The 25,160-nt window shown below is 32.0% G+C and carries 23 protein-coding genes; 14 read left to right on the top strand and 9 right to left on the bottom strand.

What is annotated here, in order from left to right:
• Positions 1–8: 8 nt before the first annotated feature.
• Together Q0958_RS04030 and glmS are read left to right on the top strand one after the other, a co-directional pair.
• The gene (locus Q0958_RS04030; protein ID WP_299119908.1) at positions 9–1,598 is read left to right on the top strand and encodes a DUF4270 family protein; all 1,590 of its coding nucleotides are present in this window, start codon (positions 9–11) and stop codon (positions 1,596–1,598) included.
• Between the two features lie 10 nt (positions 1,599–1,608).
• Positions 1,609–3,465 (top strand): glutamine--fructose-6-phosphate transaminase (isomerizing), encoded by a 1,857-nt coding sequence (glmS, locus tag Q0958_RS04025; protein WP_299119905.1) that lies wholly within the window; start codon positions 1,609–1,611, stop codon positions 3,463–3,465.
• A 55-nt stretch (positions 3,466–3,520) separates the two neighbouring features.
• Here glmS and Q0958_RS04020 read toward each other — a convergent pair whose 3' ends face one another.
• On the bottom strand, positions 3,521–4,480 hold the full coding sequence (locus tag Q0958_RS04020) for an endonuclease/exonuclease/phosphatase family protein (protein WP_299119904.1): 960 nt from the start codon (positions 4,478–4,480) through the stop codon (positions 3,521–3,523).
• Between the two features lie 330 nt (positions 4,481–4,810).
• Here Q0958_RS04020 and Q0958_RS04015 point away from each other — a divergent pair, with 330 nt between their 5' ends.
• A complete protein-coding gene (locus Q0958_RS04015; protein ID WP_299119901.1) occupies positions 4,811–5,137 on the top strand; it encodes a hypothetical protein in 327 nt (108 codons plus the stop codon).
• Between the two features lie 79 nt (positions 5,138–5,216).
• On the opposite strand, the gene gdhA is transcribed toward Q0958_RS04015, so the two are convergent.
• The gene (gdhA, locus tag Q0958_RS04010) at positions 5,217–6,560 is read right to left on the bottom strand and encodes an NADP-specific glutamate dehydrogenase (RefSeq protein WP_299119898.1); all 1,344 of its coding nucleotides are present in this window, start codon (positions 6,558–6,560) and stop codon (positions 5,217–5,219) included.
• Between the two features lie 189 nt (positions 6,561–6,749).
• Here gdhA and pheS point away from each other — a divergent pair, with 189 nt between their 5' ends.
• The 3 genes from pheS to Q0958_RS03995 all read left to right on the top strand — a co-directional run bounded on the left by pheS (position 6,750) and on the right by Q0958_RS03995 (position 9,735).
• Positions 6,750–7,769, top strand: coding sequence for a phenylalanine--tRNA ligase subunit alpha (gene pheS, locus Q0958_RS04005; RefSeq protein ID WP_299119896.1), 1,020 nt, complete (start codon positions 6,750–6,752; stop codon positions 7,767–7,769).
• 64 nt (positions 7,770–7,833) lie between these two features.
• Complete coding sequence (locus Q0958_RS04000; RefSeq protein ID WP_299119894.1) at positions 7,834–8,229, top strand: hypothetical protein; 396 nt, start codon at positions 7,834–7,836, stop codon at positions 8,227–8,229.
• 102 nt (positions 8,230–8,331) lie between these two features.
• On the top strand, positions 8,332–9,735 hold the full coding sequence (locus Q0958_RS03995; protein WP_299119892.1) for an alanine/glycine:cation symporter family protein: 1,404 nt from the start codon (positions 8,332–8,334) through the stop codon (positions 9,733–9,735).
• Here Q0958_RS03995 and Q0958_RS03990 read toward each other — a convergent pair.
• The 3 genes from Q0958_RS03990 to Q0958_RS03980 all read right to left on the bottom strand — a co-directional run bounded on the left by Q0958_RS03990 (position 9,698) and on the right by Q0958_RS03980 (position 12,858).
• On the bottom strand, positions 9,698–11,452 hold the full coding sequence (locus Q0958_RS03990; RefSeq protein ID WP_299119890.1) for a M28 family peptidase: 1,755 nt from the start codon (positions 11,450–11,452) through the stop codon (positions 9,698–9,700). The genes Q0958_RS03995 and Q0958_RS03990 overlap by 38 nt on opposite strands.
• A gap of 273 nt (positions 11,453–11,725) precedes the next feature.
• A complete protein-coding gene (locus tag Q0958_RS03985) occupies positions 11,726–12,076 on the bottom strand; it encodes a HopJ type III effector protein (RefSeq protein WP_299119888.1) in 351 nt (116 codons plus the stop codon).
• Between the two features lie 83 nt (positions 12,077–12,159).
• Positions 12,160–12,858, bottom strand: coding sequence for a M50 family metallopeptidase (locus Q0958_RS03980; RefSeq protein WP_299119886.1), 699 nt, complete (start codon positions 12,856–12,858; stop codon positions 12,160–12,162).
• A 151-nt stretch (positions 12,859–13,009) separates the two neighbouring features.
• Between Q0958_RS03980 and aspS the strand changes: the two genes are divergently transcribed.
• Positions 13,010–14,773 (top strand): aspartate--tRNA ligase, encoded by a 1,764-nt coding sequence (aspS, locus tag Q0958_RS03975; protein ID WP_299119883.1) that lies wholly within the window; start codon positions 13,010–13,012, stop codon positions 14,771–14,773.
• Between the two features lie 31 nt (positions 14,774–14,804).
• On the opposite strand, the gene Q0958_RS03970 is transcribed toward aspS, so the two are convergent.
• Positions 14,805–15,278, bottom strand: coding sequence for an OsmC family protein (locus tag Q0958_RS03970; protein ID WP_299119880.1), 474 nt, complete (start codon positions 15,276–15,278; stop codon positions 14,805–14,807).
• 116 nt (positions 15,279–15,394) lie between these two features.
• On the opposite strand from Q0958_RS03970, the gene Q0958_RS03965 reads away from it, so the two are divergent.
• The 6 genes from Q0958_RS03965 (at position 15,395) to Q0958_RS03940 (ending at position 20,510) form a co-directional block, all read left to right on the top strand.
• Positions 15,395–15,865, top strand: a complete 471-nt coding sequence (locus tag Q0958_RS03965; RefSeq protein ID WP_299119877.1) for a DinB family protein — start codon at positions 15,395–15,397, stop codon at positions 15,863–15,865.
• 4 nt (positions 15,866–15,869) lie between these two features.
• Positions 15,870–16,559 (top strand): helix-turn-helix transcriptional regulator, encoded by a 690-nt coding sequence (locus Q0958_RS03960; protein ID WP_272150829.1) that lies wholly within the window; start codon positions 15,870–15,872, stop codon positions 16,557–16,559.
• 38 nt (positions 16,560–16,597) lie between these two features.
• Positions 16,598–17,155, top strand: coding sequence for a hypothetical protein (locus tag Q0958_RS03955; RefSeq protein WP_299119873.1), 558 nt, complete (start codon positions 16,598–16,600; stop codon positions 17,153–17,155).
• Entirely contained in the window at positions 17,127–17,957 is an 831-nt protein-coding gene (locus Q0958_RS03950) for a tetratricopeptide repeat protein (RefSeq protein WP_299119871.1), read from the top strand. The genes Q0958_RS03955 and Q0958_RS03950 overlap by 29 nt, the downstream gene beginning before the upstream one ends.
• Before the next feature lie 4 nt (positions 17,958–17,961).
• On the top strand, positions 17,962–18,666 hold the full coding sequence (locus Q0958_RS03945) for a DUF6503 family protein (protein WP_299119868.1): 705 nt from the start codon (positions 17,962–17,964) through the stop codon (positions 18,664–18,666).
• 68 nt (positions 18,667–18,734) lie between these two features.
• The gene (locus Q0958_RS03940; RefSeq protein WP_299119865.1) at positions 18,735–20,510 is read left to right on the top strand and encodes a chloride channel protein; all 1,776 of its coding nucleotides are present in this window, start codon (positions 18,735–18,737) and stop codon (positions 20,508–20,510) included.
• A 31-nt stretch (positions 20,511–20,541) separates the two neighbouring features.
• Here Q0958_RS03940 and glpQ read toward each other — a convergent pair whose 3' ends face one another.
• Positions 20,542–21,525, bottom strand: a complete 984-nt coding sequence (glpQ, locus tag Q0958_RS03935; RefSeq protein ID WP_299119862.1) for a glycerophosphodiester phosphodiesterase — start codon at positions 21,523–21,525, stop codon at positions 20,542–20,544.
• Between the two features lie 96 nt (positions 21,526–21,621).
• Positions 21,622–22,674 (bottom strand): zinc metalloprotease, encoded by a 1,053-nt coding sequence (locus tag Q0958_RS03930; protein WP_299119860.1) that lies wholly within the window; start codon positions 22,672–22,674, stop codon positions 21,622–21,624.
• A 413-nt stretch (positions 22,675–23,087) separates the two neighbouring features.
• Here Q0958_RS03930 and Q0958_RS03925 point away from each other — a divergent pair, with 413 nt between their 5' ends.
• A complete protein-coding gene (locus tag Q0958_RS03925; RefSeq protein WP_299119857.1) occupies positions 23,088–23,795 on the top strand; it encodes a Bax inhibitor-1 family protein in 708 nt (235 codons plus the stop codon).
• 79 nt (positions 23,796–23,874) lie between these two features.
• Here Q0958_RS03925 and Q0958_RS03920 read toward each other — a convergent pair whose 3' ends face one another.
• Positions 23,875–25,086, bottom strand: coding sequence for a cysteine desulfurase (locus tag Q0958_RS03920; protein ID WP_299119855.1), 1,212 nt, complete (start codon positions 25,084–25,086; stop codon positions 23,875–23,877).
• Positions 25,087–25,160: the final 74 nt, after the last annotated feature.

The raw sequence follows: 25,160 nt of genomic DNA, 5'->3' as shown, positions 1-25,160 counted from the left end.
TATACAAAATGATTAGAAAAATTGGTGTTTTAGGTATTAGCTTGCTATGTTTGGCAGCTATTACATCATGTGAAAAAGACTTTAACGACATAGGAAGTGGTGTTGTAAATAATACAAAATTTGAAACTGGCGAGGTTTTATTAGATGTAGAAATAATTACTCCCACTACCGACCCTACTTTAAATCTTGAAAGTGTTAGAGCAGATAATATTGCTATAGGGAGATTAGAGGAGTATTGGCTTGGAGTATATAAAAATAACAACTACAAAAGCATAGCATCTTCTTTCATCAGTCAATTAGGTTTTTTATCGAATCCAAAAACAGCAGATGTAAAAGCTGCTGTTAACAACGGAGAAATAGACTCTATATATAGACTTGATAAAGTAATACTTAAATTACCTTATACTGCTACTAGTATTGGTAAAGAATCTGATGGAAAACCTAAGTTTAGATTAGACTCTGTATTGGGTAACTCAACCATCGCTACAACATTAAAGATTTACAGAAATAATACTTTCTTAAATACATTAAACCCAAGTAACCCAGCTGTTCAAAATAGTTTTGAATCTAACTATCCCTACATAGAGTCAGAATTATTAAATGAAGGTAGTAGTTTTGATTTTAAACCAAGTCCAGTAGACACAATGTTGGTTTTAACTAGAAATATTAGCAACGGTAACACTTATAAAGATACTATTAAACTTGCTAACAAAGCACCATTTTTAGCAATTCCTTTAAACATGACTCGCATGAAAGAGATTTTTTGGGACAAGTTTAAAGACAGTGAATTCTCTAATTCTGATGCCTTTAACAATTATTTCAGAGGTTTAATTGTAAAAGCCGAAGGAGCTGACGGTTCTATGGTTCCTTTAAATCTTTTAGGTAATAATGCTTCAGCAACATTAGATTTTCATTACACAATTACAACCTTTGAAAAGAAGGATGGACAAACAAATTTAGTTCTAAAAGATACTTTACCTAATACATATTCTTTCCCCTTAACTGGTATAAGAAACAGTATTTATAATATGAGTCCTGTAGTTACACCTGCTCCTGCTAATAATTTCATAGTACAAGGAACAGCTGGAACAATGGCGAAGGTAAAAATTTTAGATCAAGCAAAACTAGATGAATTAAGAGCCAACAATTGGTTAGTTAACGATGCTTCACTAACATTTTATATTAATCAAAATATTAACACAGATAAAAATATAATTCCTCAAAGGTTATTTATTTATCAAAATAAAGATAACGGTAATGGAGGGACAACACCTACTCAAATAACAGATGCATATAAACTGTCTAGTCTCTTTGGAGGTAATTTAGAATTGACAGATGACAAACCTAATAAATACAATTTTAGAATAACTGATTATATTTCGGATTTGTTAAGTAATACTACAGATGACATTTCACCTTTAATATTAAAAGTTTACAATACTCCTACTGATAACGCTTTTGGAACTAACAATTCATTAGATACAAATGTAAAAACCTACAATTGGAATCCTAGAGGGGTTACATTATTAGATGGGAACGAAACTGCAAACACAACTAGAAGAGCAGTATTAAAAATATCATATTCAAAAGAAAAATAATTAAAGAGTTATGTGTGGAATAACGGGGTATATAGGAGACAGAAACGCTTATCCTATTGTAATAAACGGATTAAAACGTTTAGAATATAGAGGTTACGATAGTGCTGGAATCATGATGTATGATGGCGAGAGCATGCATTTATCTAAAACCAAAGGAAAGGTAGCTGATTTAGAAATTATTACCAACAAAGAAGAAAAAAGAAAAGAAGGAAAAATAGGTATTGGTCATACTCGATGGGCAACTCATGGAGTACCAAATGATGTAAACTCTCACCCTCATTTTTCTGAATCAGGAGACTTAGTAATTGTTCATAATGGAATTATTGAAAATTATGATACCATTAAAAAAGAATTAATTAGTAGAGGCTACACTTTTAAAAGTGATACTGATACAGAAGTGTTAGTAAACCTAATTGAAGAGGTAAAAAAGAATGAAGGTTGTAAATTAGGTAAAGCTGTTCAATTAGCACTTACTAATGTGATTGGAGCTTATGCTATTGCTGTTTTTGATAAAACAAAACCTAATGAATTAGTAGTAGCTCGTTTAGGAAGCCCTATCGCAATAGGTGTTGGTAAAAACAACGAAGAATTTTTTGTTGCTTCTGACGCTTCACCTTTTATTGAGTATACTAAAGATGCTATCTATTTAGAAGATGGCGAATTAGCTATCATCAAAAAAAACAAAGGAATTAAAGTTCGTAAAATTGATAACGACAAGGAGATTGATGCAAATATCCAAGAACTTCAATTAAGCTTAGAGCAAATTGAAAAAGGAGGATACGATCACTTCATGCTTAAAGAAATTTACGAACAACCAAAAGCTATTATAGATACCTATAGAGGTAGAATGCTTGCCGATGAAGGTATTATTAGAATGGCTGGTGTTAACGATCATATTTCTAAATTTTTAAATGCAGACAGAATTATCATCATTGCTTGTGGTACGTCTTGGCATGCTGGTTTAGTCGGAGAATATCTTTTTGAAGATATGGCTCGTATTCCTGTTGAAGTAGAATATGCTTCTGAATTTAGATATAGAAACCCAATTATTACATCAAAAGATGTTGTAATAGCTATATCACAATCTGGAGAAACTGCTGATACATTAGCTGCTATTAAATTAGCTAAATCTAAAGGAGCATTTGTATTTGGAGTATGTAATGTTGTTGGATCGTCTATCGCTAGAGAAACACATGCTGGAGCTTATACACATGCTGGTCCTGAAATTGGTGTTGCTTCTACAAAAGCGTTTACAACTCAAATAACGGTATTAACATTAATAGCCTTAAAACTTGCACAAGCTAAGGGTACTTTATCTGCATCTGCTGTAAATAAGTATTTACATACAATGCAACAAATACCTACCCAAGTAGAAAAGCTATTAGAAATAGATTCTAAAGTTCAAGAGATTGCTAATGTTTATAAAGACGCAACTAACTGTTTATATTTAGGTAGAGGATTTAACTTCCCAGTTGCTTTAGAAGGAGCTTTGAAATTGAAAGAGATTTCATATATCCACGCAGAAGGGTATCCAGCTGCCGAAATGAAACATGGACCAATTGCTCTTATTGACGAGAACATGCCAATTTTTGTGATTGCTACAAACAAAGGACATTACGAAAAGGTAGTTAGTAATATTCAAGAGATAAAATCTAGAAGCGGTAAAATTATAGCTATCGTAACTGAAGGAGATGTAACTGTAAAGGAAATTGCAGATCACGTGATTGAAATTCCTGAAACAGAAGAAGCTTTAACGCCTTTATTAACTACTATCCCATTACAGTTATTATCATACCATATTGCTGTAATGTTAGGTAAGAATGTTGATCAACCAAGAAACTTAGCTAAATCTGTTACTGTTGAATAAACAGAAGATTTAATTATAAATAACAAAATCCCGAGAATTCTCTCGGGATTTTTTGTTAATCGTCTTTTTCTAAAGTTATGTATACCGGAAAATGGTCAGAAAACCCTCCTTTGTACCATGGTCCAATATAAGTTCTAAACGGACTTCCTTTATATTTACCTCTATTAGTACGTAACCAATCTTTATTTAAAATTTTAGCCTTTAAAAATGTATGAGAACTCTTTTCTGAATCGAAGAAATCTCTAGAAAAGATAATCTGGTCAAACAAATGCCATTTACCAGAAAATGTTAGTGTTCCCTTTCCTTTTTCAAATAGCGATTTCATAGGATTATACAAATCATCAGTAACTAAATAGTCTTTGATACTTTCACTTGTTGGATCATCGTTAAAATCGCCCATAACAATGAATTTAGCATCTTTTTCATCATGTTTAATTTCTTCCATAATCTCTTTAACTAATTTAGCTGCTTTAATACGATTAGGTCTTGTTTCTTCTTCACCATCTCTACGCGATGGCCAGTGGTTAACTAAAACATGAACTAACTCACCATTTAACCATCCTTTAACAGCCAATACATCACGAGTATAATCAATTTCTCCTATCTCATCTGTTAAATGCAATGTATGAGTTTCTGAAGAAACCACTTCAAAAAAGTCTTTATGATAAACCAAAGCAACATCAATACCTCTTTCATCTGGAGAATCGTAATGCACAAAATCGTAATTGTATACAGATAGATTTTTATGCCTAATTAAATCTCTTACAACTCTACTATTCTCAACCTCAACTAAACCAACTAAAGCTGGAGGATAAGCTGATTCCTTATTACCTAATTGGCTAATAACAGATGATATTTTCTTTATTTTGTGATAGTATTTTTTCTCATTCCATCTTCTTTTACTTAATGGTGTATAATCATCATCGGCAATAAATGGATCATTTACAGTATCAAATAAATTCTCTACATTATAAAAGGCAATTGTATGTACCTTTTTTCTCTTTTTAAGTGACATTTACTAATAATTTATCTTCCGAAAATACAAAATATACTTCAGCAATAAACATAAAGCTAAACTTGATTTTTTACGAGTTTATGGTAAAACACTTTTAAAATATCAAATTCACTAAAAAAAAGAAAGTTCTAATACTATCAATGCAATTTTTTCTTTCAAAAAAACGCAATTACTCAATATTAACTGAATGTAAACTATTATAAAAAGAGTTGTTTTTTAACCAAAAAAACACTTTTTACTAACGAACAAAAACAAACATAAACAACTAATTACCAATACTTTTACAGTAATTAAATTAAACACATCCATAACTAAATTAAAACCCTAAAAATGAAAAAGCTATTAGTATTAGTATTTGTTACTTTAATCAGTACTTCGGTATTCTCAACAAATGAAAATCCAAGCAAAAAAGAAATTAGAGCCAAAATCGTTACACTCTTAGGAAATCCAAAATTTACTTTAGACAATGAAGTTAAAACGATTGTAGAATTTACACTTAATAATAAAGGTGAGATTGTTATTTTAAATGTAGATTGTGAAAAAACACAAATTTGTGATTATATAAAAAACAGATTGAATTATAAAAAAGTTTACAGCTCATTAAATCAATCTTCTAATGGAGTTTATAAGATTCCTTTGACTATTAGAAACAAATAAGAAGAAAAACCAATCTCTCACAAAACAAAAACCTCATAGCTAGCTATGAGGTTTTTTATTGTATATAAGGTTATATAAATTATACAACTCCTTGATCTAACATTGCATCAGCTACTTTTACAAAACCAGCAATGTTTGCACCTTTTACGTAGTCAACATAACCATCTTCTTGTGTACCATACTCAACACAAGATGCGTGAATATCGTTCATAATTTGGTTTAATTTTCCATCAACTTCCTCTCTAGTCCAGTTGTAACGTAAAGAGTTCTGACTCATTTCTAAACCAGATGTTGCTACTCCTCCAGCATTTGATGCTTTTCCTGGTGCAAATAATATTTTAGCTCCACTAAACACTTCAATAGCTTCAGGTGTAGAAGGCATATTAGCTCCTTCAGCAACACAAATACATCCATTTGCTACTAATGTTTTAGCTTCTTCTCCATTTAACTCATTTTGAGTTGCACATGGTAAAGCTACATCACAAGCTACAGACCATGGTCTTTCACCAGCAAAGAACTTAGCGTTTGGATACTTTTCTAAGTATTCATTAATTCTTCCTCTACGAACATTCTTGATTTCCATGATGTAAGCTAATTTCTCAGCATCAATTCCATCAGCATCATGAATGTATCCAGAAGAATCAGACATAGTTACTACTTTACCGCCTAATTCAGTAGCCTTTTCAGTAGCGTATTGTGCAACGTTTCCTGATCCAGAAACAACTACTGTTTTTCCTTCAAAAGAATCTCCTTTAGTTTTTAACATGTTTTGTGCAAAGTACACATCACCATATCCTGTTGCTTCAGGTCTAATTAAAGAACCTCCCCAAGCAGAACCTTTTCCTGTTAAAACTCCAACGAACTCGTTACGTAATTTCTTATATTGACCGAACATAAATCCAATTTCACGTCCTCCAACACCTATATCACCTGCAGGTACATCTGTATTAGCACCAATGTGACGGAATAATTCAGACATAAAAGCTTGACAAAACGCCATAACCTCTCTATCAGACTTTCCTTTAGGATTAAAGTCAGATCCTCCTTTTCCTCCACCCATTGGTAAAGTTGTTAAAGAATTTTTGAAAACTTGTTCGAATCCTAAAAACTTTAAAATTGATAAGTTTACTGATGGATGAAAACGTAATCCTCCTTTATACGGTCCAATAGCTGAGTTAAACTCAACTCTATAACCGCGGTTTACCTGTGTTTCTCCATTATCATCAACCCAAGGAACTCTAAACATAATAGTACGCTCTGGCTCAACCATACGCTCTAATAATTTCTTTCCTTGATATTTTGGGTTGTTTTCTATAAACGGAATTACAGTTTCTGCTACTTCATGTACAGCTTGCAAAAACTCTGGTTCATATGAATTACGTTCTTTCACGTAATCCATAAATGCATTTATTTTAGATTCCATAAAATTAGTTGTTCTGTTATTATAAATTATAAACAATTTTATCCTGCAAATATAATTAATTTCCAATTCCTTAATTTCTATTTAACGCTTTATTTTACCTAATTCTACAACGATTTCGCAAACACTTTAAAAAGCACTTATTTTTTCGCAAAAAAGCGTAAATTTGCAGCTTAACTTTTTGGAAAGATTATGTTAGATAAAGTAAAAGAACTAATTGGTGATGTTCAATCCTTTAAAGCTACCTCTAAAGAAGAAGTAGAAAGCTTTAGAATAAAGTATTTAGGTAGCAAGGGTCTATTAAAAGATTTGTTTGCTGAATTTAAAAATGTTGATGCCGAATTACGTAAAGACTTTGGTCAAGCATTAAACAATTTAAAGAAATCTGCCGAAGGTAAAGTTGCTGAATTAAATGATGCTTTAGAAAGCGCTATTGAAGAGAAAGGTATTTATGGAGATTTAACTCGTCCATCAGAACCAATTAACTTAGGTTCTCGTCATCCTATTTCTTTAGTAAAAAACCAAATCATTGAAGTTTTCAATCGTATTGGTTTTACTGTTTCTGAAGGACCTGAGATTGAAGATGATTGGCATAACTTTACAGCATTGAACTTACCAGAGTATCACCCTGCACGTGATATGCAGGATACATTCTTTATTGAAAAAAATCCTGATACTTTATTAAGAACACATACTTCATCGGTACAAGTTCGTTATATGGAAAACAACGAACCACCAATTCGTACAATTTCTCCAGGACGTGTATTTAGAAATGAAGATATCTCTGCAAGAGCTCACTGTATATTCCACCAAGTAGAAGGTTTATACATTGATACTGATGTTTCTTTTGCCGATTTAAAGCAAACATTATTATACTTTACTAAAGAGATGTTTGGTAAATCGAAAATCCGTTTACGTCCTTCATATTTCCCATTTACTGAGCCTAGTGCTGAAGTAGATATTTACTGGGGATTAGAAACTGAAACTGATTATAGAATTACCAAAGGAACAGGTTGGTTAGAAATTATGGGATGTGGTATGGTAGATCCTAACGTATTGAAAAATGCGAATATCGATCCTACTAAATACTCTGGATATGCATTTGGAATGGGTATTGAGCGTATTGCTATGTTATTATACCAAATACCAGACATTCGTATGTTCTATGAAAACGATAAGCGTTTCTTAGAGCAGTTTAAATCTGTAATTTAATTATACAAAAACACATAAAAGACGAAAGAATACAAGCTTTCGTCTTTCTTTTAATATAGTTTTAATGAGAAAAGATATTGAAATACCCGTAGTTACAAATGTTGAAATCGCTGTTGTTTTAGATAAAAACGAAAAGGATAATTCAGATGAATGGGGTGTATACATTATAAATAGAAAAGAGGTAGCTATAGAAATGGTTGTAATTGTTTCTCAAGGTTTTTCTGATACAAAAACAACTTCTTTATTCCGTAGAAAAATAGATGTTTTACCTGCGAACTCTTATTCTAAATTTGAAGTAATGCAGCCTGAATTATTTGCGTTAGACAATAGATTTCAGGTAAGTTTCTTTGAAAATAACCAATTACAAGACAAAACCTTCATCTTTCAAGCAGAAACAATTCAAGAAGGTTTCTTAAGAGATATTGATATTTTAGGCAAAAAAGGAATACTTATTAAATAAGGACTTTTAACTAAAAAATAAACAAAAGAACGATACTTGTTAATATCTAAGTATCGTTCTTTTTTTGTATTCACTTTTAGTACATTAGCTAAAAATAGATGTATGCTGTCTGACTTTCAAAACTTAATTATTGAGTTTCCTAATTTATTAGATATTCAAAACCTAGTAGCTCACTTTCGTTCTTGGGTTTGGGGAATTCCTTTATTGATTTTATTAATTGGTGGTGGGCTTTTTTTATTCATTTACTCTGGCTTAATTCCTTTTCGATATGTTGGACACGCTATTGCTATTTTGAGAGGAAAATACGACAAACACGATTCGCCTGGTGACTTATCTCATTACGAAGCTTTATCTTCCGCAATTGCAGCTACGGTAGGAATGGGAAATATTAGTGGTGTTGCCATTGCTATTGCCACAGGTGGTCCTGGTGCTATCTTTTGGATGTGGGTAAGTGCTTTTGTAGGAATGGCCACCAAGTTTTTTACCTGTAGTTTGTCGGTAATGTATCGAGGTAAAGATGAGACTGGTGATGTAAAAGGAGGGCCTATGTATGTTATTACTGAAGGACTCGGTAAACGATGGAAACCCTTAGCTGTTTTCTTTGCTACTGCTGGTTTGGTAGGAACACTTCCTGCTTTTCAGGCAAACCAATTAGCACAAACATTAGTAGATGTTTTTAAGGTTAATGAAGCTAATGAATTTACTGCTAAACTTCTGTTAGGAATTTCAATAGCAATTATTGTATCTACAGTAATTTTTGGTGGAATTAAACGAATTGGAAAAGTAGCTGGAAAACTAGTTCCTCTAATGGTAGTTATCTATTTATTGACAGTTACAACAATATTGATTTTAAAAATTGAAGACGTTCCTGCTATCTTCTCATTAATATTTACTGATGCTTTTACAGGTAAATCGGTATTAGGTGGTGCTTTAGGAGCTTTAATTATCACAGGAGTAAGAAGAGCTGCTTTTTCTAATGAAGCAGGTTTAGGAACCGCTCCAATGATGCATGGTACTGCCAAAACTAAGGAACCTATACGAGAAGGTTTAGTAGCCATGTTAGGGCCAGCCATTGATACTTTATTAGTATGTACCTTAACTGCTCTTGCTATATTAGCTTCTGGTATTTGGAAAGGTTTTGATGGTAACGGAATTACCATGACATTAGCAGCTTTCGACTCGGTACTTCCTTACAATTCTGGAAGTGTTATTTTAACCATTTGTGTTTTAATCTTTGCTTTTTCAACCTTATTCACCTACTCTTTTTATGGTTATAGTTGTTTGAGTTATTTAACCAATTCAAAAGTTGGAAAATATTACAATTACATTTATGTGTTTGTCATTGTAATTGCCTCTGTAATTAAATTAGATTTTGTAATTAACTTAATGGATAGTGCCTATGCTTTAATGGCAATTCCAACCGTTATCTCTACATTAATCTTAGCTCCAAAGGTTAAAAAAGCAGCGACTATTTATTTTCAGAAGTTAAAGACTGATTCTTTTTAACAAGTGCTTCTATTATTTTTGACGAAACAGAATCTATTGCTTTTTGCGTCTGTTCAACATCCGAAATAAAAGTTGCATTGTTTTTTACCACATCTTCTGTTGTTTTGGCTGTTTTTATATACCAATCGTTCCAAGCATTGATAATTGCTTTTTGAGTTTTTAAAGAATCACCCTTGCTTAAGGCTAGCTCACTTTGCTTTTGCTCTTCTTTCAACCTAGAAAAAGCAACTTTTTTAATATCCTTTAAAATCGCCTTTGCAGTCTTATCATTGGCATTGACTAATGAATATGCCGAAACCAAAGAAGCTACTCCAACATTTTTTAAGGTTTCTTTTGATACTTTATCTAAACGATCATTATCGGTATGATAAAACTGATCTGTAAAATGCCAAAACAATACACTTGGAATATTCCTCTTTAAAAATGGAACGTGGTCACTTCCTCCTTCAAATGGATTGGTATTTACTACCCAATTTGCGCGCTTTCCTTGTTCTTTAAATTTATCTATTAAAAAATCATTTAAGTAATGAGGTTTCATTTGACTCAATTTCATTTTCTGTCCACCCCACTCTGTGTGCTTATCATTTCCTCTTGTCCATATAGCACTTGGATCAGGCATTTTTTCAATTAAAAATGTTCCACCTGTTTTTTTAGTATCCTCTCCTACCATATCTAAAGATATTCCCCATTTAATGTCTTTAGCTCTTATACTATCTTCTTTTACATATCGGTTGGTAGAAACAATTTCATCTCCCCATAAAAAAGTTAGCGTTCTATTAGGTGAAAATCGTTTTTGCTCTTTCAATTTTGCTGTAAGAGTTGCCATTTCTAAAGAAACTCCAACACCTGTAGCATTGTCATTCGCCCCTGGTTCTTGTATATGCGCACTAAAAACCAATCGCTCCTTAGGATACTGATTTCCTTTAATATCAGCAATAATTGTTAACTCTTCAGATGGGTAAATATTCGTCTTTACCATCACATTTAAAACAACTTTTCCTTCCTTAAGCTTTGCCTTTAATCTTTCTTTTGCTTCATAAGACATGGCTATTGCCCATGGTTTTATTGTTTCATTTAAAGGAATTGAACGAAATTGAATAGAAGTTGTATTCTTTTCTGGCTGCAAGTACTTTGGGTTGCTATAAGTAATTAAACCAGCCGCACCACTTTTTACAATGGCTTGATTAAAAATTCTATATGGACTTGTCTCAGTAAAAACAGTTTTACCCTTTATGTCTAACGCTTTTAATTGCTTTAAGTCTTTTACATAAACCACCTCAGCGGTTACCCCTTCTTTTGGGGTACTATAAGAATTTAAAGCAATCATATTTCTATTGGTGTTATGTTGCAATAATGCTGTGCTGTCGCCAATAATTTTTACAGTAGCATCTACAGATTCCCACGTAGGTTTTTCTAAAGGTCTTTTTTCTATTCTATAAGTTAAAGAATCTTTGGAAGTAGCTTTTTCTTCTTTTACAAAACCAGCTTTTTCTAATTCTTCGGCTATTTTAAATACACTTTTATTAAAACCGGTATTTCCTACAACACGCCAATATTTCTCTACAAAAGAAGTGGTTTCGTAAGCTAAATCGCCCGTAAACTCTTTATTTAGAACATCGAAATAATTAGAAGGTTTTAAAACTTGGATTTCTTTTTCTTGTTTACACGCTATCAGAGCAATTACAAACAAAATTCCTAGAAGTGTATTTTTAGACATAACTATTTTTTGAAAAGCCTAAAAATACACTTTTTGTATCAGAAAATTATCTCAAAATTTCGTGTTTAAATAATCTTTTTATAAAGTTTTCTTTACCACCGTATGTTGATACTTTTTTTTTCTGCGAAACCTTCAGCGAAGCTCGCTGATGCTCTCGCACAAATTCAGAAGCGCCAGCGAAGTTCGCTGATGCAATTGAAACTCGACGAAAGCTTCCCCGAAGCTCGCTGATAGATTCTACGAGTTTTGAATGTTTATTCTGAAGTTTTTAAGTTATAATTCCTTCTCTACTAGTACTTCTTGCTCAAAAACCAATCCTTCAAAACCAGTTTGCATAAAATTTCTAATGTTTTGATGATCTGTCCCGTTAGGATTTTCTAGTACATCTTTGAAGTAATACTGACCAAAGCATGCCAAGGCTTCTTCTTTTGTAAACTGTTGTTTTGTAGCAAAGGCAAATACTTTACAAGAGCCTAAATTTTGGGTAGCACTATTCTCTATGTTTCCATTTTTAAAAGCCGAAGGTGTAAATTCATACAGATCTTCTATAATTGCCATTGTTTCGGAAAAGATAATTGCTGTTGGTGTTGTTTTTAATTTATGGGTAAAATCTGCTAAGGTCATTTTAAATTCTTTTGCTGCAAATGAATAAAAAGATTCCTTGAAAAACCAAAGAACTATAATTTTAAACAGACTTCTCTTTATTGTTACTTTCTAAAATAGAATCGAATGCTTTTAAGTACAATATAAAAACTGATTACTATTACAATTAAAGCCCACATCCAATAAGTACCAAATGTATTTTCAGCGATGGCTTGTGTATCTGAATTTTGTACCTGTCCGCCTCTTACAAACTGTTTGGTAAATAAATAATTTAACTGTAAGTAACTACTTAAAACAGATTGCATTCCTAAAAACAATAAGGTTCCCACTTCTATTTTTTTATTCTTTAACAAAGTGATGATTATAAAAAGAACAGCAAAAGCTCCTAATACAATAACACCCCAATACGATCGTATCCATACAATTAACGACAATATGATTACTCCTATTAGAAGGCGCAATAAAATACTTGCACTCTTGGTATGCTTTGCTCCTGCTATTAATACCGCACCAGCTATTGCCGGTCCTAATAAACCTCCAATAGCTACAATTGCATTCCCAATAGAAATAGGCATAAATGCATTGCTTAGCGTATAATAAGCAACTCCGCCTCCATTTTCGTAGATTTCTAAATACTTAAAACTTCCTCCAACACAAATAGCGGTTAAGCCATGTCCCATTTCATGAAACCAAGTTCCTAATAATCGAAAAGGATATTGTACAATAGCAAAATAGGGTAACTGGAGTAATAAGAATACTAAAACTGCAATAGCAAGAATAATATAATTAAGTTGTTTTGTCATTTTCTTTAATTAAGCTGTGCTAAAATAAATAATAGATTCTCTTCTTTATTCTTATTTTTTAAAATTAGAATTATTTCTTCTAAAACTAAGTATTAGTAATTTTTAAGTTCCTAACATTTATCCTTAATTTTGCACCTCAAAATTTCAAGAAATGTACAGAACGCATACTTGTGGCGAATTAAGAGCTTCGCACATTAATACTGAGGTAACCCTTTCTGGTTGGGTACAAAAATCACGTGATAAAGGTTTTATGATCTGGGTAGATTTACGTGATCGTTACGGAATTACACAATTAATTTTTGATGAAGAACGTACTTCTAAAGAATTAATGGACAAAGCCAAAACATTAGGTCGTGAGTTTGTTGTTCAAGTAACTGGTACAGTTATAGAGCGTCAATCTAAAAATGCTAATATTCCTACTGGTGATATTGAAGTTTTAGTTACAAACTTAGAAATTTTAAATGATGCTAAATTACCTCCTTTTACTATTGAAGATGAAACAGATGGTGGTGAAGATATTCGTATGAAGTATCGTTATTTAGATATTCGTCGTAATCCAGTAAAAGACAGCTTAATTTTCCGTCACAAAGTATCGATGGAAGTTCGTAAATACTTATCTGACAAAGGATTTATTGATGTTGAAACTCCATATTTAATCAAGTCTACTCCTGAGGGAGCTCGTGATTTCTTGGTACCATCGAGAATGAATGCAGGTCAGTTTTACGCATTACCTCAATCGCCTCAAACATTCAAACAATTATTAATGGTTGGTGGAATGGATAAATACTTTCAAATTGTAAAGTGTTTTAGAGATGAGGATTTACGTGCCGACCGTCAGCCAGAGTTTACACAAATAGACTGCGAAATGGCATTTGTTGAGCAAGAAGATGTTTTAGAGATTTTTGAAGGAATGACTCGTCACTTATTAAAAGAAATTAATGGTGTTGAGGTTGATAAATTCCCAAGAATGTTATTTGACGATGCTATGCGTTTATATGGAAACGACAAACCAGACATCCGTTTTGGAATGGAGTTCGGTGAGTTAAACGACGTAGCTCAGCACAAAGAATTCAAAGTATTTAACGATGCTGAATTAGTTGTAGGTATTGCTGTTCCGGGAGGAGCTTCTTATACTCGTAAAGAAATAGATAAGTTAATTAACTGGGTAAAGCGTCCACAAGTAGGTGCTTTAGGAATGGTATATGTAAAATGTAATGAAGATGGTTCTTTCAAATCGTCTGTAGATAAGTTTTACGATCAAGATGATTTAGCGAAGTGGGCTGAAAAAACTGGAGCTAAGCCAGGAGATTTAATCTGTATATTATCAGGAAACACCAATAAAGTACGTGCGCAATTATCTGCTTTACGTATGGAAATGGCTGAGCGTTTAGGTTTACGTAAACCAGACGAATTTGCTCCATTATGGGTAATTGATTTCCCATTATTAGAATTAGACGAAGAAACTGGTCATTACCACGCAATGCACCACCCGTTTACTTCACCTAAACCAGGACAGTTAGAATTATTAGATACAGATCCAGGTGCTGTAAAAGCAAATGCATACGATTTAGTATTAAACGGTAACGAAATTGGCGGAGGTTCTATTCGTATTCACGATAAAGAAACACAAGCAATTATGTTTAAGCATTTAGGATTTACTGAAGAAGAAGCGAAAGCTCAATTCGGATTCTTAATGGATGCTTTTGAATACGGTGCACCACCTCACGGAGGGTTAGCATTTGGTTTAGATAGATTAGTAGCTATTTTAGGTGGACAAGAAACAATTCGTGACTTTATTGCTTTCCCTAAAAACAATTCAGGACGTGATGTAATGATTGATGCTCCTGCTACTATTGATAACGAACAATTACAAGAATTGAGTATTCAATTAGATATTCAACAAGAAGAAGCATAAATATTTAAATCCCGCCTAGTGCGGGATTTTTTTATGACTTAACAATACATTCTGGATTGTGCTCAATTATAAAATTGACAGAGTTCGCTATAAAGCAATATTCATTTGCTTTTTCATGTAAAGCTATTGCTTTTTCTTTCATAGAAGCTTCTAAAACTGCAACTGTAGGACTTAAAGTAACTTTTGAAAAACAACCTTTCCCTTTTTTATCAATTTCCATAACACCAGAAACAGCATCTTTATAAGCTGTTATAATCACATTTTCTTCTGAACATAAATGCAAATACCAAAGCATATGACAAGATGCTATTGCTGTAACTAAAAGTTCTTCCGGATTGTGTTTTTTACCATCTCCTTTAAAAGCTACATCCGATGAACCTAAAATTTGTGGTTTATCACTAATGTTTATAGTATAACTTCTTTCATAACTTTTATAATTCAATGTTCCTTCTCCCTTATTTCCAGTCCAATTTATAGTTGCTGTATACTTATACTCGTTTTTCATAATTATTAATTGATTTATTACCTCAACAAAGAAAAAACAACAAAAACATTAATAGTTCATTTTAAAATGAAGTATTAAAATCTCCTTGAATTTACTTTTGTGAAAAAGCAAAACACATGGAGTCAAAATCAATCATTCTATTAAACTTTAAAGAAACTAGACGAAGAAGTATTAACTTATGGAAAGGAATTCCATCTGAATACCTTCAATGGAAACCTGATGCAAAAGCCATGAGCTGTATTGAAATGATACGTCATGTGCTGGAAGGAGAACATTTATTTCATACTATTATAAAAAATAGAGGTAATTTAGGCAACTATACATCGCCATGGAAAAATTTAGCGTTTATTGATGTTGACCATGAATTGCAATTCGCAGAATCATATAAAACGGAACTATACAGAATGATAGAACAATTATCTATGAATGATTTAAAAGACATTGTTATTCATCGAAAAGAAGTAAATCAAGTAAAAGAGTTAGGCGATTATTTAAACAGAATGGTGTATCATGAAGCGGTTCATACAGGTCAGTTATTAAGTTATTTAAGAACCTTGCACATTAAAAGACCACAAGTTTGGGATTAATCCTATGGAAAGTTTAGAAAACGATTTTAGCGAAATAGCAAGTCTTTTAGGCGATAAGTCTAGAGCTATAATGCTATGGAATTTACTAGATGGAAGAGCTTATACTGCAACTGAACTGGCTAACTGTAGCGGTATTTCTTTACAATCGGCAAGTAATCATTTGTCTAAACTTCTTCAAAAGAATATTCTTTCTGTAGAAAAACAAGGAAGGCACCGCTATTATAGGTTTAGCTCTCCTGAAGTAGCCCAAGTTATTGAATCTATGGCTAGTTTACTTTCCTTGCAAAAAGATTACACAAAAGTTAAAAAACCCAAAGCTTCGGCATTTACCTATGCCAGAACATGCTACAATCATTTAGCTGGTGAAGTGGGCGTAAAAATTACAGAAGCATTAATCTCTCATCAAATCATTACTCCTGTACATAAACAATATTCTGTTACCAGTATAGGAAAGCAATGGTTTTTAAACTTAGGTATTCATATTGAAGAAATTCAAAACTTAAAAAGATCGTTTGCACATCAGTGTTTAGACTGGAGTGAAAGAAAGCATCATATTGCGGGTGCATTAGGTGATGTATTTTTAGAAGTAATGCTTCAAAAAGATTGGTTCAGAAAACATAAAAACACCCGAGAACTAATCTTAACTTCTAAAGGAAAGCAACAATTGAAAGAACTTTTAAAAATCGACCTATAACTCCAAACTGTTAACAAGATTTTTAGTACTTTCATTTCATGAAAAAAAAGAAAATTGTTAAAGTAATTCTAATAGGTTTAGCTACTATTGTTATTGCTATTGCTGGAATAGCCCTCTATGGATATTTCTACATTAAAAAAGCGTATGATACCGAAAACAAACCCTTTAAACATTATGTTGGTTATATAGATACCGATAAGGCTCTTTTAAACGACACATACAAACTGTGTAAAGATGTTGGAATCATGCACACTTATAGCAGTGCTAGCTTAAAAGCATACAACGGATCTAAAAAACAATTTAGAGATAGCCTTAATGCTACATTTAATGCCAACAGTACTTATACTGACTCTGGATACTTAAACTTTCGATTTTTAGTGAATTGTGAAGGAAATGCTGGTTGGTTTGAAATTATTGAAATGGATTTAGATTTAAACGAATCTCCTTTAAACTCTAAAATGGTTGACGAACTTTTTAAGTTTACTTCAAACTCGAGTCATTGGAATGTTATTTCTTACGAAGACGAGCCTCATAACTATTATATGTATATCTCTTATAGAATTGAAAATGGAAAAGTTACTGAAATTATCCCTTAGTCTTATTGCACTTCTGTTAATGTTCTCATGTAAAAATGAAGCAAATACAATTAGCAAAAGACAACTTGCTGAAAAAAGATATAAAGAAGCCATTATGTTTACTCAAGGCTCAACTCCTTTTCAAAATGGAATTGTTGAAGCCTTAGAAATAGACCCAACTTTTGAACAAGGTGTTTACGAACTATCGGTTGCGCATTTAAAAAGAGGAATGCCTCATAAATGGAAACCTCAATACGACAAAGCACTAAAATTAGATTCTGTATCCCGAATTCCTTGGAGAGGATATTTGTACTTATGGTTTTATAGAGATTATAAAAAAGCTATTGCCGATTTTGATGCCAGCGATGTTTTAACTCCTGATTTTATAGATGCTCCTCAAGGACTTAGTGTAGATGCTTGGAGAGGAATTGCTTATTTAGGTTTAAAAAATTACGAAAAATCTATTTATTACTTTGACAAATACATTACCAAAGAAATTAAAGACTTTAGCGAAAACTCTGTTGATGTAACTGCCTTTTTATATCAAGGTATTGCTTATCTTGAATTAGGCAAATACGATAAAGCTCAGGCTTGTTTTGATCGTTTGATAAAAAACTCTTATGGTTTTAGTGCAGATGCTAAATATTACAAAGCTTTCATATTAAAAAAACAAGGAAAAGTTGAAGAAGCAAAATCTATGATTGATGCTGCTATTAAAGATTTTAACGAAGGCTATTATAATAAAAGACCTTACGTAGAAACTTTAAGACAATTATATTTGGGTGACTTAACCGATTTTAAATCCTCTTTATCTAAACAATAATATCATGAAAAAACTAATCACATTTTTCTTACTATTTCTTACTATTCAATTATTTTCACAAGAACTTACTGGTAAAGAACTGTTAGAAAAAGCAATTCAATATCACGATCCTAATGGTAACTGGGAAACCTTTAACGGAACTTTGTTTGTAACTATGAAAACTCCTAAAAGCTCTGAGCGAAAGAGTGAGATTAAAATCAATCTACCTCAGGAATATTTTTATGTAAAAGCTACCAGAGGAGAAAACACAACAGAGTATACTGTTAATAAAGGTGAGTGTAAAATTGGTTTTAACGGACAAGAAAATCCGTCAGAAGCTATTTTAAAAGAACACAAACTAAGTTGCGACAGAGCCAATTTATATAAGAACTATTATACATATTTATATGGTCTTCCAATGAAATTAAAAGATAACGGAACTATTATTCACGATAAAGTTGAACGTAAAAAGTTTAAAGGTAAGGAATACTTAGTTTTAAAAGCTACTTATGATCATGCTGTTGGAAAAGATACTTGGTATTTTTATTTCAATCCAAAAACGTATGCCATGGAAGTGTATCAGTTTTTTAAGAGCAAGCCTAACAGCGGCGAGTATATTTTATTATCTGAAGAAGAAGTTATTAACGGTATTAAATTTCCAAAAAACAGAGCTTGGTATTACAATAAAGACAACGGTTATTTAGGTACCGATTATTTAAGCGCTAAATAAAACGGGTTATTATTTATAATCCCTAGATTGTATAGTAACTTTGCCCAGTTAACAACAGCAATCAACTAATGCCAAAAAAGAAATCCATATTTAAAAAAATACTTATTTGGAGATATAAAAATATTTCCGAACGTCAATTTGTATATGTTTTAAGTGTTTTTGTTGGTTTTTTAGCAGGTATTGGAACATTGATATTAAAAAACCTTACTTCTTTTTTTCAAAACATATTAGAAGGAAGATTCATTAAAGACATTCATCATTCTCTTTATTTTATCTTTCCTATTATCGGTTTAGTTTTGGTGTACTACATCAAAAAACGCTTTATTAAAAAAGAAATAGGTCATGGAATTTCTACCACATTACACGCTATTTCTAAGCGAAGTGGAATTATAGAAAAGTATAAAATCTATGCTTCTTTAATTACTGCTCCTATTACCGTTGGTTTTGGAGGTTCTGTAGGATTACAAGGCCCAGCCGTAAGTACTGGAGCAGCTTTAGGATCGACAGTGTCGCAACTGTTTCATATGAACAGAAAAACAAGAATGTTGTTAATTGGTTGTGCTACAGCTGGTGCAATGTCTTCAATGTTTAAAGCTCCTGTTGCTGCTATTATTTTTGCCGTAGAAATTTTTAGTTTAGACTTGGCTTTTGCATCTTTAGTTCCATTACTATTAGCTTCAGTATCTGCCGTAGTAACCTCTTATTTCTTTTTTGAAAAAGATGCCTTACTCGGTTTTGAACTCATAGATACTTTTGAAATTAATGATGTTTTTTATTATGTTTTATTGGGTATTGCAACGGGTATTGCTTCTGTATACTTTTCAAAAATCTATTTTAGAATCATCAATTTTTTCAAAAGAATTAAAAAACCAATTCATAAATTAATTTTTGGAGGAATTGCTATTGGATTAATGCTGTATTTAATTCCACCTTTATATGGTGAGGGGTATAACCTAATTAACAACTTATTGGAAGGGAATACATTGGCTGCTTTAGAAGACATTCCTTATGATGTAAACTTTAAAAATGTTTGGGTAGTAATTGGCTTACTATTACTAATCACTTTGTTTAAAGCTATTGCCATGACTACTACTTTTGCCGCTGGTGGTGTTGGAGGTATTTTTATTCCAACACTAGTTATGGGAAGTGCCTTAGGTAATGTATGTGCAAAGATTATTAATCAATTAGGTGGTAATGTATCCGAGTCTAATTTTACCTTAATTGGAATGACTGGATTAATGGCTGGTGTATTACACGCTCCTTTAACAGCTATTTTCTTAATTGCTGAAATTACTGGAGGGTATGATTTATTTGTTCCTTTAATGTTAGTAGCAGCAATTTCTTTTGCCGTAACAAAATACTTTATCTCCAATTCTATTTATACTGTTGAATTAGCTGAAAGAGGTGAACTTATTACACATAACAAAGACAAAAACGTATTAATGATGATGAAAATTAATTCGTTGATTGAAACAAACTTTAAAGCTGTGCATTCTGAAATGCTTTTAGGTGAGATGCTTAAAAAATCTGTTTCCAATTCTAATCGAAATATCTTTCCTGTTATTAATGAAAAACAGCAATTTTTAGGTATTGTTTTACTGGATGATATCAGACCTATTATGTTTGATAGTGAGATGTACGACAAAGTAACTGTTGAAACTTTTATGAGAAGTGCCCCTGCTGTTATTTCTTACAATGACTCGGTTGCTGAGGTAATGCAAAAATTTAAGGAAAGTGATGCTTGGAACTTGCCTGTGATAAAGGATAAAAAATATGTTGGTTTTATCTCTAAATCTAAACTCCTATCGGCTTACCGAAACAAACTTATTGAAGTTACTTCATAAACCTGTTTAAACCACAAATAAACCTTTTCAACTATTTATTTAAAAAACTAACCATCTTATCTGGGAAATCGGTAAAACCTCCATCTACATTGGCTTCAAACAATAATACTTGCATCATTTCATCAAAAGATGAAAACTCTTTTAATTGATCGGCTCTAAACGTATAGGGATGCACTTTTAAACCTAACTCATGAGCTTCCCTAACTAACGGTGTAAATTTCCATGTATCATTTACTTTTTCATCTAAGATTTGCTTATACCACGGACCTAATCCGTCTGCGTATGATGCAAAATATTTTAACTGTTTAGTTTCTTCTGGAAATTCAATCAATTGTACTAAAAACAGTTCTGATTTTAATTCCTTCCGAACCCTTTCTAATTCTTTAGCATCAAAACATTGAAAAATACATTTATCTTCTTTGGTTGTATATCCATAGTCTGAAAGAATCTCTAATACAATTTTTGCAATGTCTTTTCCATTCTTGTGATGAAACTCAGGATTTTTAATTTCTGGATAAATCCCAATGTTTTTCCCTGTACTATAATTTAATCCTTGAATTAATTCAATCTCTTCTTGTAAAGAGTGTAGCTTAAAATTTCCTTTACCTTTTGGAAATCTTTGAGGATAGTATTGTTTACCTGTTTTAGGGTCAAATCGTTCAGTTACTTTTAATTGTTGTAATTCATCAAAAGTAAAATCAATAACATAGTAACGTCCATCTTCTCTTTTTCTATCAGAAAATAATTGAGCCACATTGGTTACATCATCTAAATACACATCGTGAATAACAATGGGCACGTTGTCTTTACTCAATACCAAATCTTGCTCTATATAATCGGGATTCATGGCGTAAGCCATTGCTTTTGCTTCCATGGTATGCTCAGGAAGATATCCTGAAGCCCCTCTGTGTGCGACAACTATTTTGTTCATTTTTTCTTTATCCTTTGTTGATTTACCACAACTAAAAAACACCAACAAAACAAGAATATAAATTTTTGATTTGTCAAATAACATTGAACTTATTTTTAGTTCTTAAAAATAAAAAAAGTCAAGAGAATTTCTCTTGACTTTTCAGCAATTATAAAAATACTTTTTAAATATTAATTTTTACTAGTTTAACATAGAAGCTCTTGCTCCACCGTCAGCAAAAATTGCTCTCATTCTTGATTTTTGACCTTCAGAAAACATAGACATACAAGCATCATCTGTATAATCCATATAATTCATAGTCATATCATTTGAACGACAGTTAACTGTTGGGTAAGATGGACATCCATAGTTTGGAGCATCTGAAGATGGAGTATCAGCTACAAAATCATCTTGACGACATCTACCATCACCCCAAATGTGACGTAAGTTTAAATAGTGACCAACTTCGTGTGTCATAGTACGCCCTCCATTGAATGGTGCAGATACATAACCTGTAGTTCCAAAATATTGTGGAGAACACACAACTCCATCAGTAGCAGAATTACCACCTGGGAATTGAGCATATCCTAAAATACCTCCACCGATATTAGCTACCCAGATATTTAAATGTGTTTGTGGTGTAACTGGTGGGTATGCTGATTTTACTGCATTATTAGTTCCCCATGAAGCTGTAGAGTTAGCATGTCTAAAAGTACCAGCTAAAGAAAAAGTGATTTCAGCATCTGCTGCTACTCCTGCAAATTCAGAAGGTGTATTACTTGCATCAGAATTTTGTTTTCTAAAATCATCGTTTAAAACTGTCATTTGTGAGGCTATTTGCGCATCACTAATATTCTGTTGTGAATTGCTATAAACTACATGTACATATACTGGTATATTAATTACTCCTAAGTTATCTGGAGTAGTTCCACCACCGCCTCCGCCAGTGTTACCGCCACCGCCGTTACCGTTTCCATTTCCATTTCCTTTTTTTGCTGCAATAAATTTACGTGTTGCGTATTCTACATCGTACATTTTTTTGTACAATCCTGGGTTTTCTTTTAACTGTCTGTTTAAAACTCGCATAGAATGACACTGCTCACTTCCCCCTTTTGACTCGTGAGTATCAGTTTCCAAATAGAAGTCGCTCATATCGATTGCTTCTTGAGTTGGTAAAACTGAGTCTTGACCATTTTGCTGACATCCAATTAAAACGGAAGCAGCAACTGCTAATGTTAAAAAAATTCTTTTCATGTTGTGAAAAATTAAAAAAATTAGTTGAATAATAATTACCCCTTTAGGTATTATTGGTTTTTGTAAAAAACAACTTCAATTACCACTTTAACAAAAAAAGCATGCATACTTTATTATTTATGTAAAAAATTGAAGGGTTTTTTAACGATGTGCAATATATAGTTTTTTTTTAATTCCTAAAAAAATGTTAAAAAATTGGATTTTCTCTTTAAAATCAACTTGTAGAAGTTTAAAAATAAAAATATCATATTGTTTAATTTTTAACGAAAAACACAAAAAAACGTCAATTTTAAACATTTAATGATATAAAATACGCAAACACACTCGTTTCAAAAAACAATATTCACAACAATTACACATGATAAAAATTATCTCTATAAAAAAGCTATATTTACTCCAAAATAAAATTAATTATGGAAAACTCATTTGACAACGGACCTAAGGTACTTGTTGCACAAGTATCGGAAGCAGAAAGAGTTGCTTTTTACAAAAAAACCTATGCGCATGTAGGTGGTGGTATCTTATTATTTATTGTATTTGAATACCTATTCTTACAAAGTGCATCTATTGTAGAATTTACTTTATCAATGACTCAGGGATACAAGTGGTTATTATTATTAGGTGGTTTTATGCTTATTACAAGTTATGCTGAAAGTACTGCTTTAAAAACCTCTGATAAAAACTTACAATACTTAGCATATTCTATTTATATTTTTGCTCAAGCTTTTATTTTTATACCATTAATTTATATTGCTATTACATATACCAATAGCTTGGATTTAATTAAACAAGCAGGAATTGTTACGCTTGGTTTATTTACAGGAATTTCTTCTATTGTTTTTATTACTAAAAAAGACTTTTCTTTTATAAGAGCTGGATTAACTGTTGGATTTTTTATAGCAATTGGATTAATCATTGCAGGAGCCTTATTTGGTTTTAACCTTGGTTTATGGTTTTCTGTAGGAATGTGTGTGTTAGCTGCTGGATCTATTTTATACCAGACTTCTAACTTAGTACATAAATTTTCTACTGATGATTACATCCCTGCTGCATTAGGTTTATTTGCCTCTTTAATGCTTTTATTCTGGTATGTTTTACAAATTTTTATGTCAAGAGACTAGTTAAAAATTTAGCGTTTATATATAAAAAACCACTTGTTCTTAAACAGGTGGTTTTTTTATTTTATTAATTGAGTAGTATTTAACTCAACATCATTTTGGCTTTCTTAACCGCTGTTACCAATGCGTCTATTTCTTCTTTGGTATTGTAAAAAGCAAATGATGCTCTTACTGTTCCTGGGATACAATAAAAGTTCATAATTGGTTGCGCACAATGATGTCCTGTACGAACAGCTATTCCTAGTTTATCAAGGATAGATCCAACATCATACGGATGAATTCCTTCCAAATTAAAAGATATTACAGAAGCTTTCTTACCAGTTCCGTAAATTTTTAATCCTTCTATTTTTTCCAACTCTTGAGTTCCATAAGCTAACAACTCTTTTTCTTGTTGATCTATAGCCTCAAAACCTATTGAATTCATATAGTCTACTGCAACTCCAAAAGCAATTCCTCCACAAATATTTGGTGTTCCTGCTTCAAACTTATGAGGTAATCCTGCATAGGTAGTTTTTTCAAAAGTTACCGTTTCTATCATTTCTCCTCCTCCTTGATAAGGTGGTAACATTTGCAATAATTCTTCTTTTCCGTATAATAAACCAACTCCTGTTGGACCACACATTTTGTGAGCTGATGCTACATAAAAATCAACATCTAATTCTTGAACATCTGGCTTTATATGTGGAACTGCCTGTGCTCCATCAATTAAAACATACGCACCAAATTTGTGTGCTGCATGAATAATTTCTTCTATTGGGTTTATCGTTCCTAATGCATTCGATACATGATTACAAAAAACCAATTTGGTTTTATTATTTAATAATTCATGATATATATCCATTCTTAACAAACCATCTTGATCCATTGGAATTACTTTTAAAACAGCACCCGTTTTTTCACAAAGCATTTGCCAAGGAACTATATTTGAATGATGCTCTAATGATGATACAATTATTTCATCTCCTTCTTTTAATAAGGCAGCAAATCCTGATGCTACAATATTAATACTATGAGTAGTTCCAGAAGTCAAAATAACTTCATAAGAATGCTTTGCATTAAAATGTTTTTGAATCTTTATACGCGCTTCTTCATATTTATCGGTTGCTTCCTGACTTAAGGTATGCACTCCTCTATGAATATTAGCATTATAATTCGAATAATAATCAACAATTGCATCAATCACAATTTGAGGTGTTTGAGAAGTTGCTCCATTATCAAAATACACTAAATTTTTCCCATGTACTGTACGATTTAAAATAGGAAAATCAGCTCTAATCTTATCTACATTCAACATATAAAAAGTAAATTTAAGACAAAGGTAGTGCTTGCATTTCAAATATAAACACCAATCAATTAAATTCTTACATT

Source organism: uncultured Tenacibaculum sp. (assembly GCF_947499065.1).
GTDB lineage: Bacteria > Bacteroidota > Bacteroidia > Flavobacteriales > Flavobacteriaceae > Polaribacter.
This window is presented reverse-complemented; position numbering and strand designations above follow the sequence as displayed.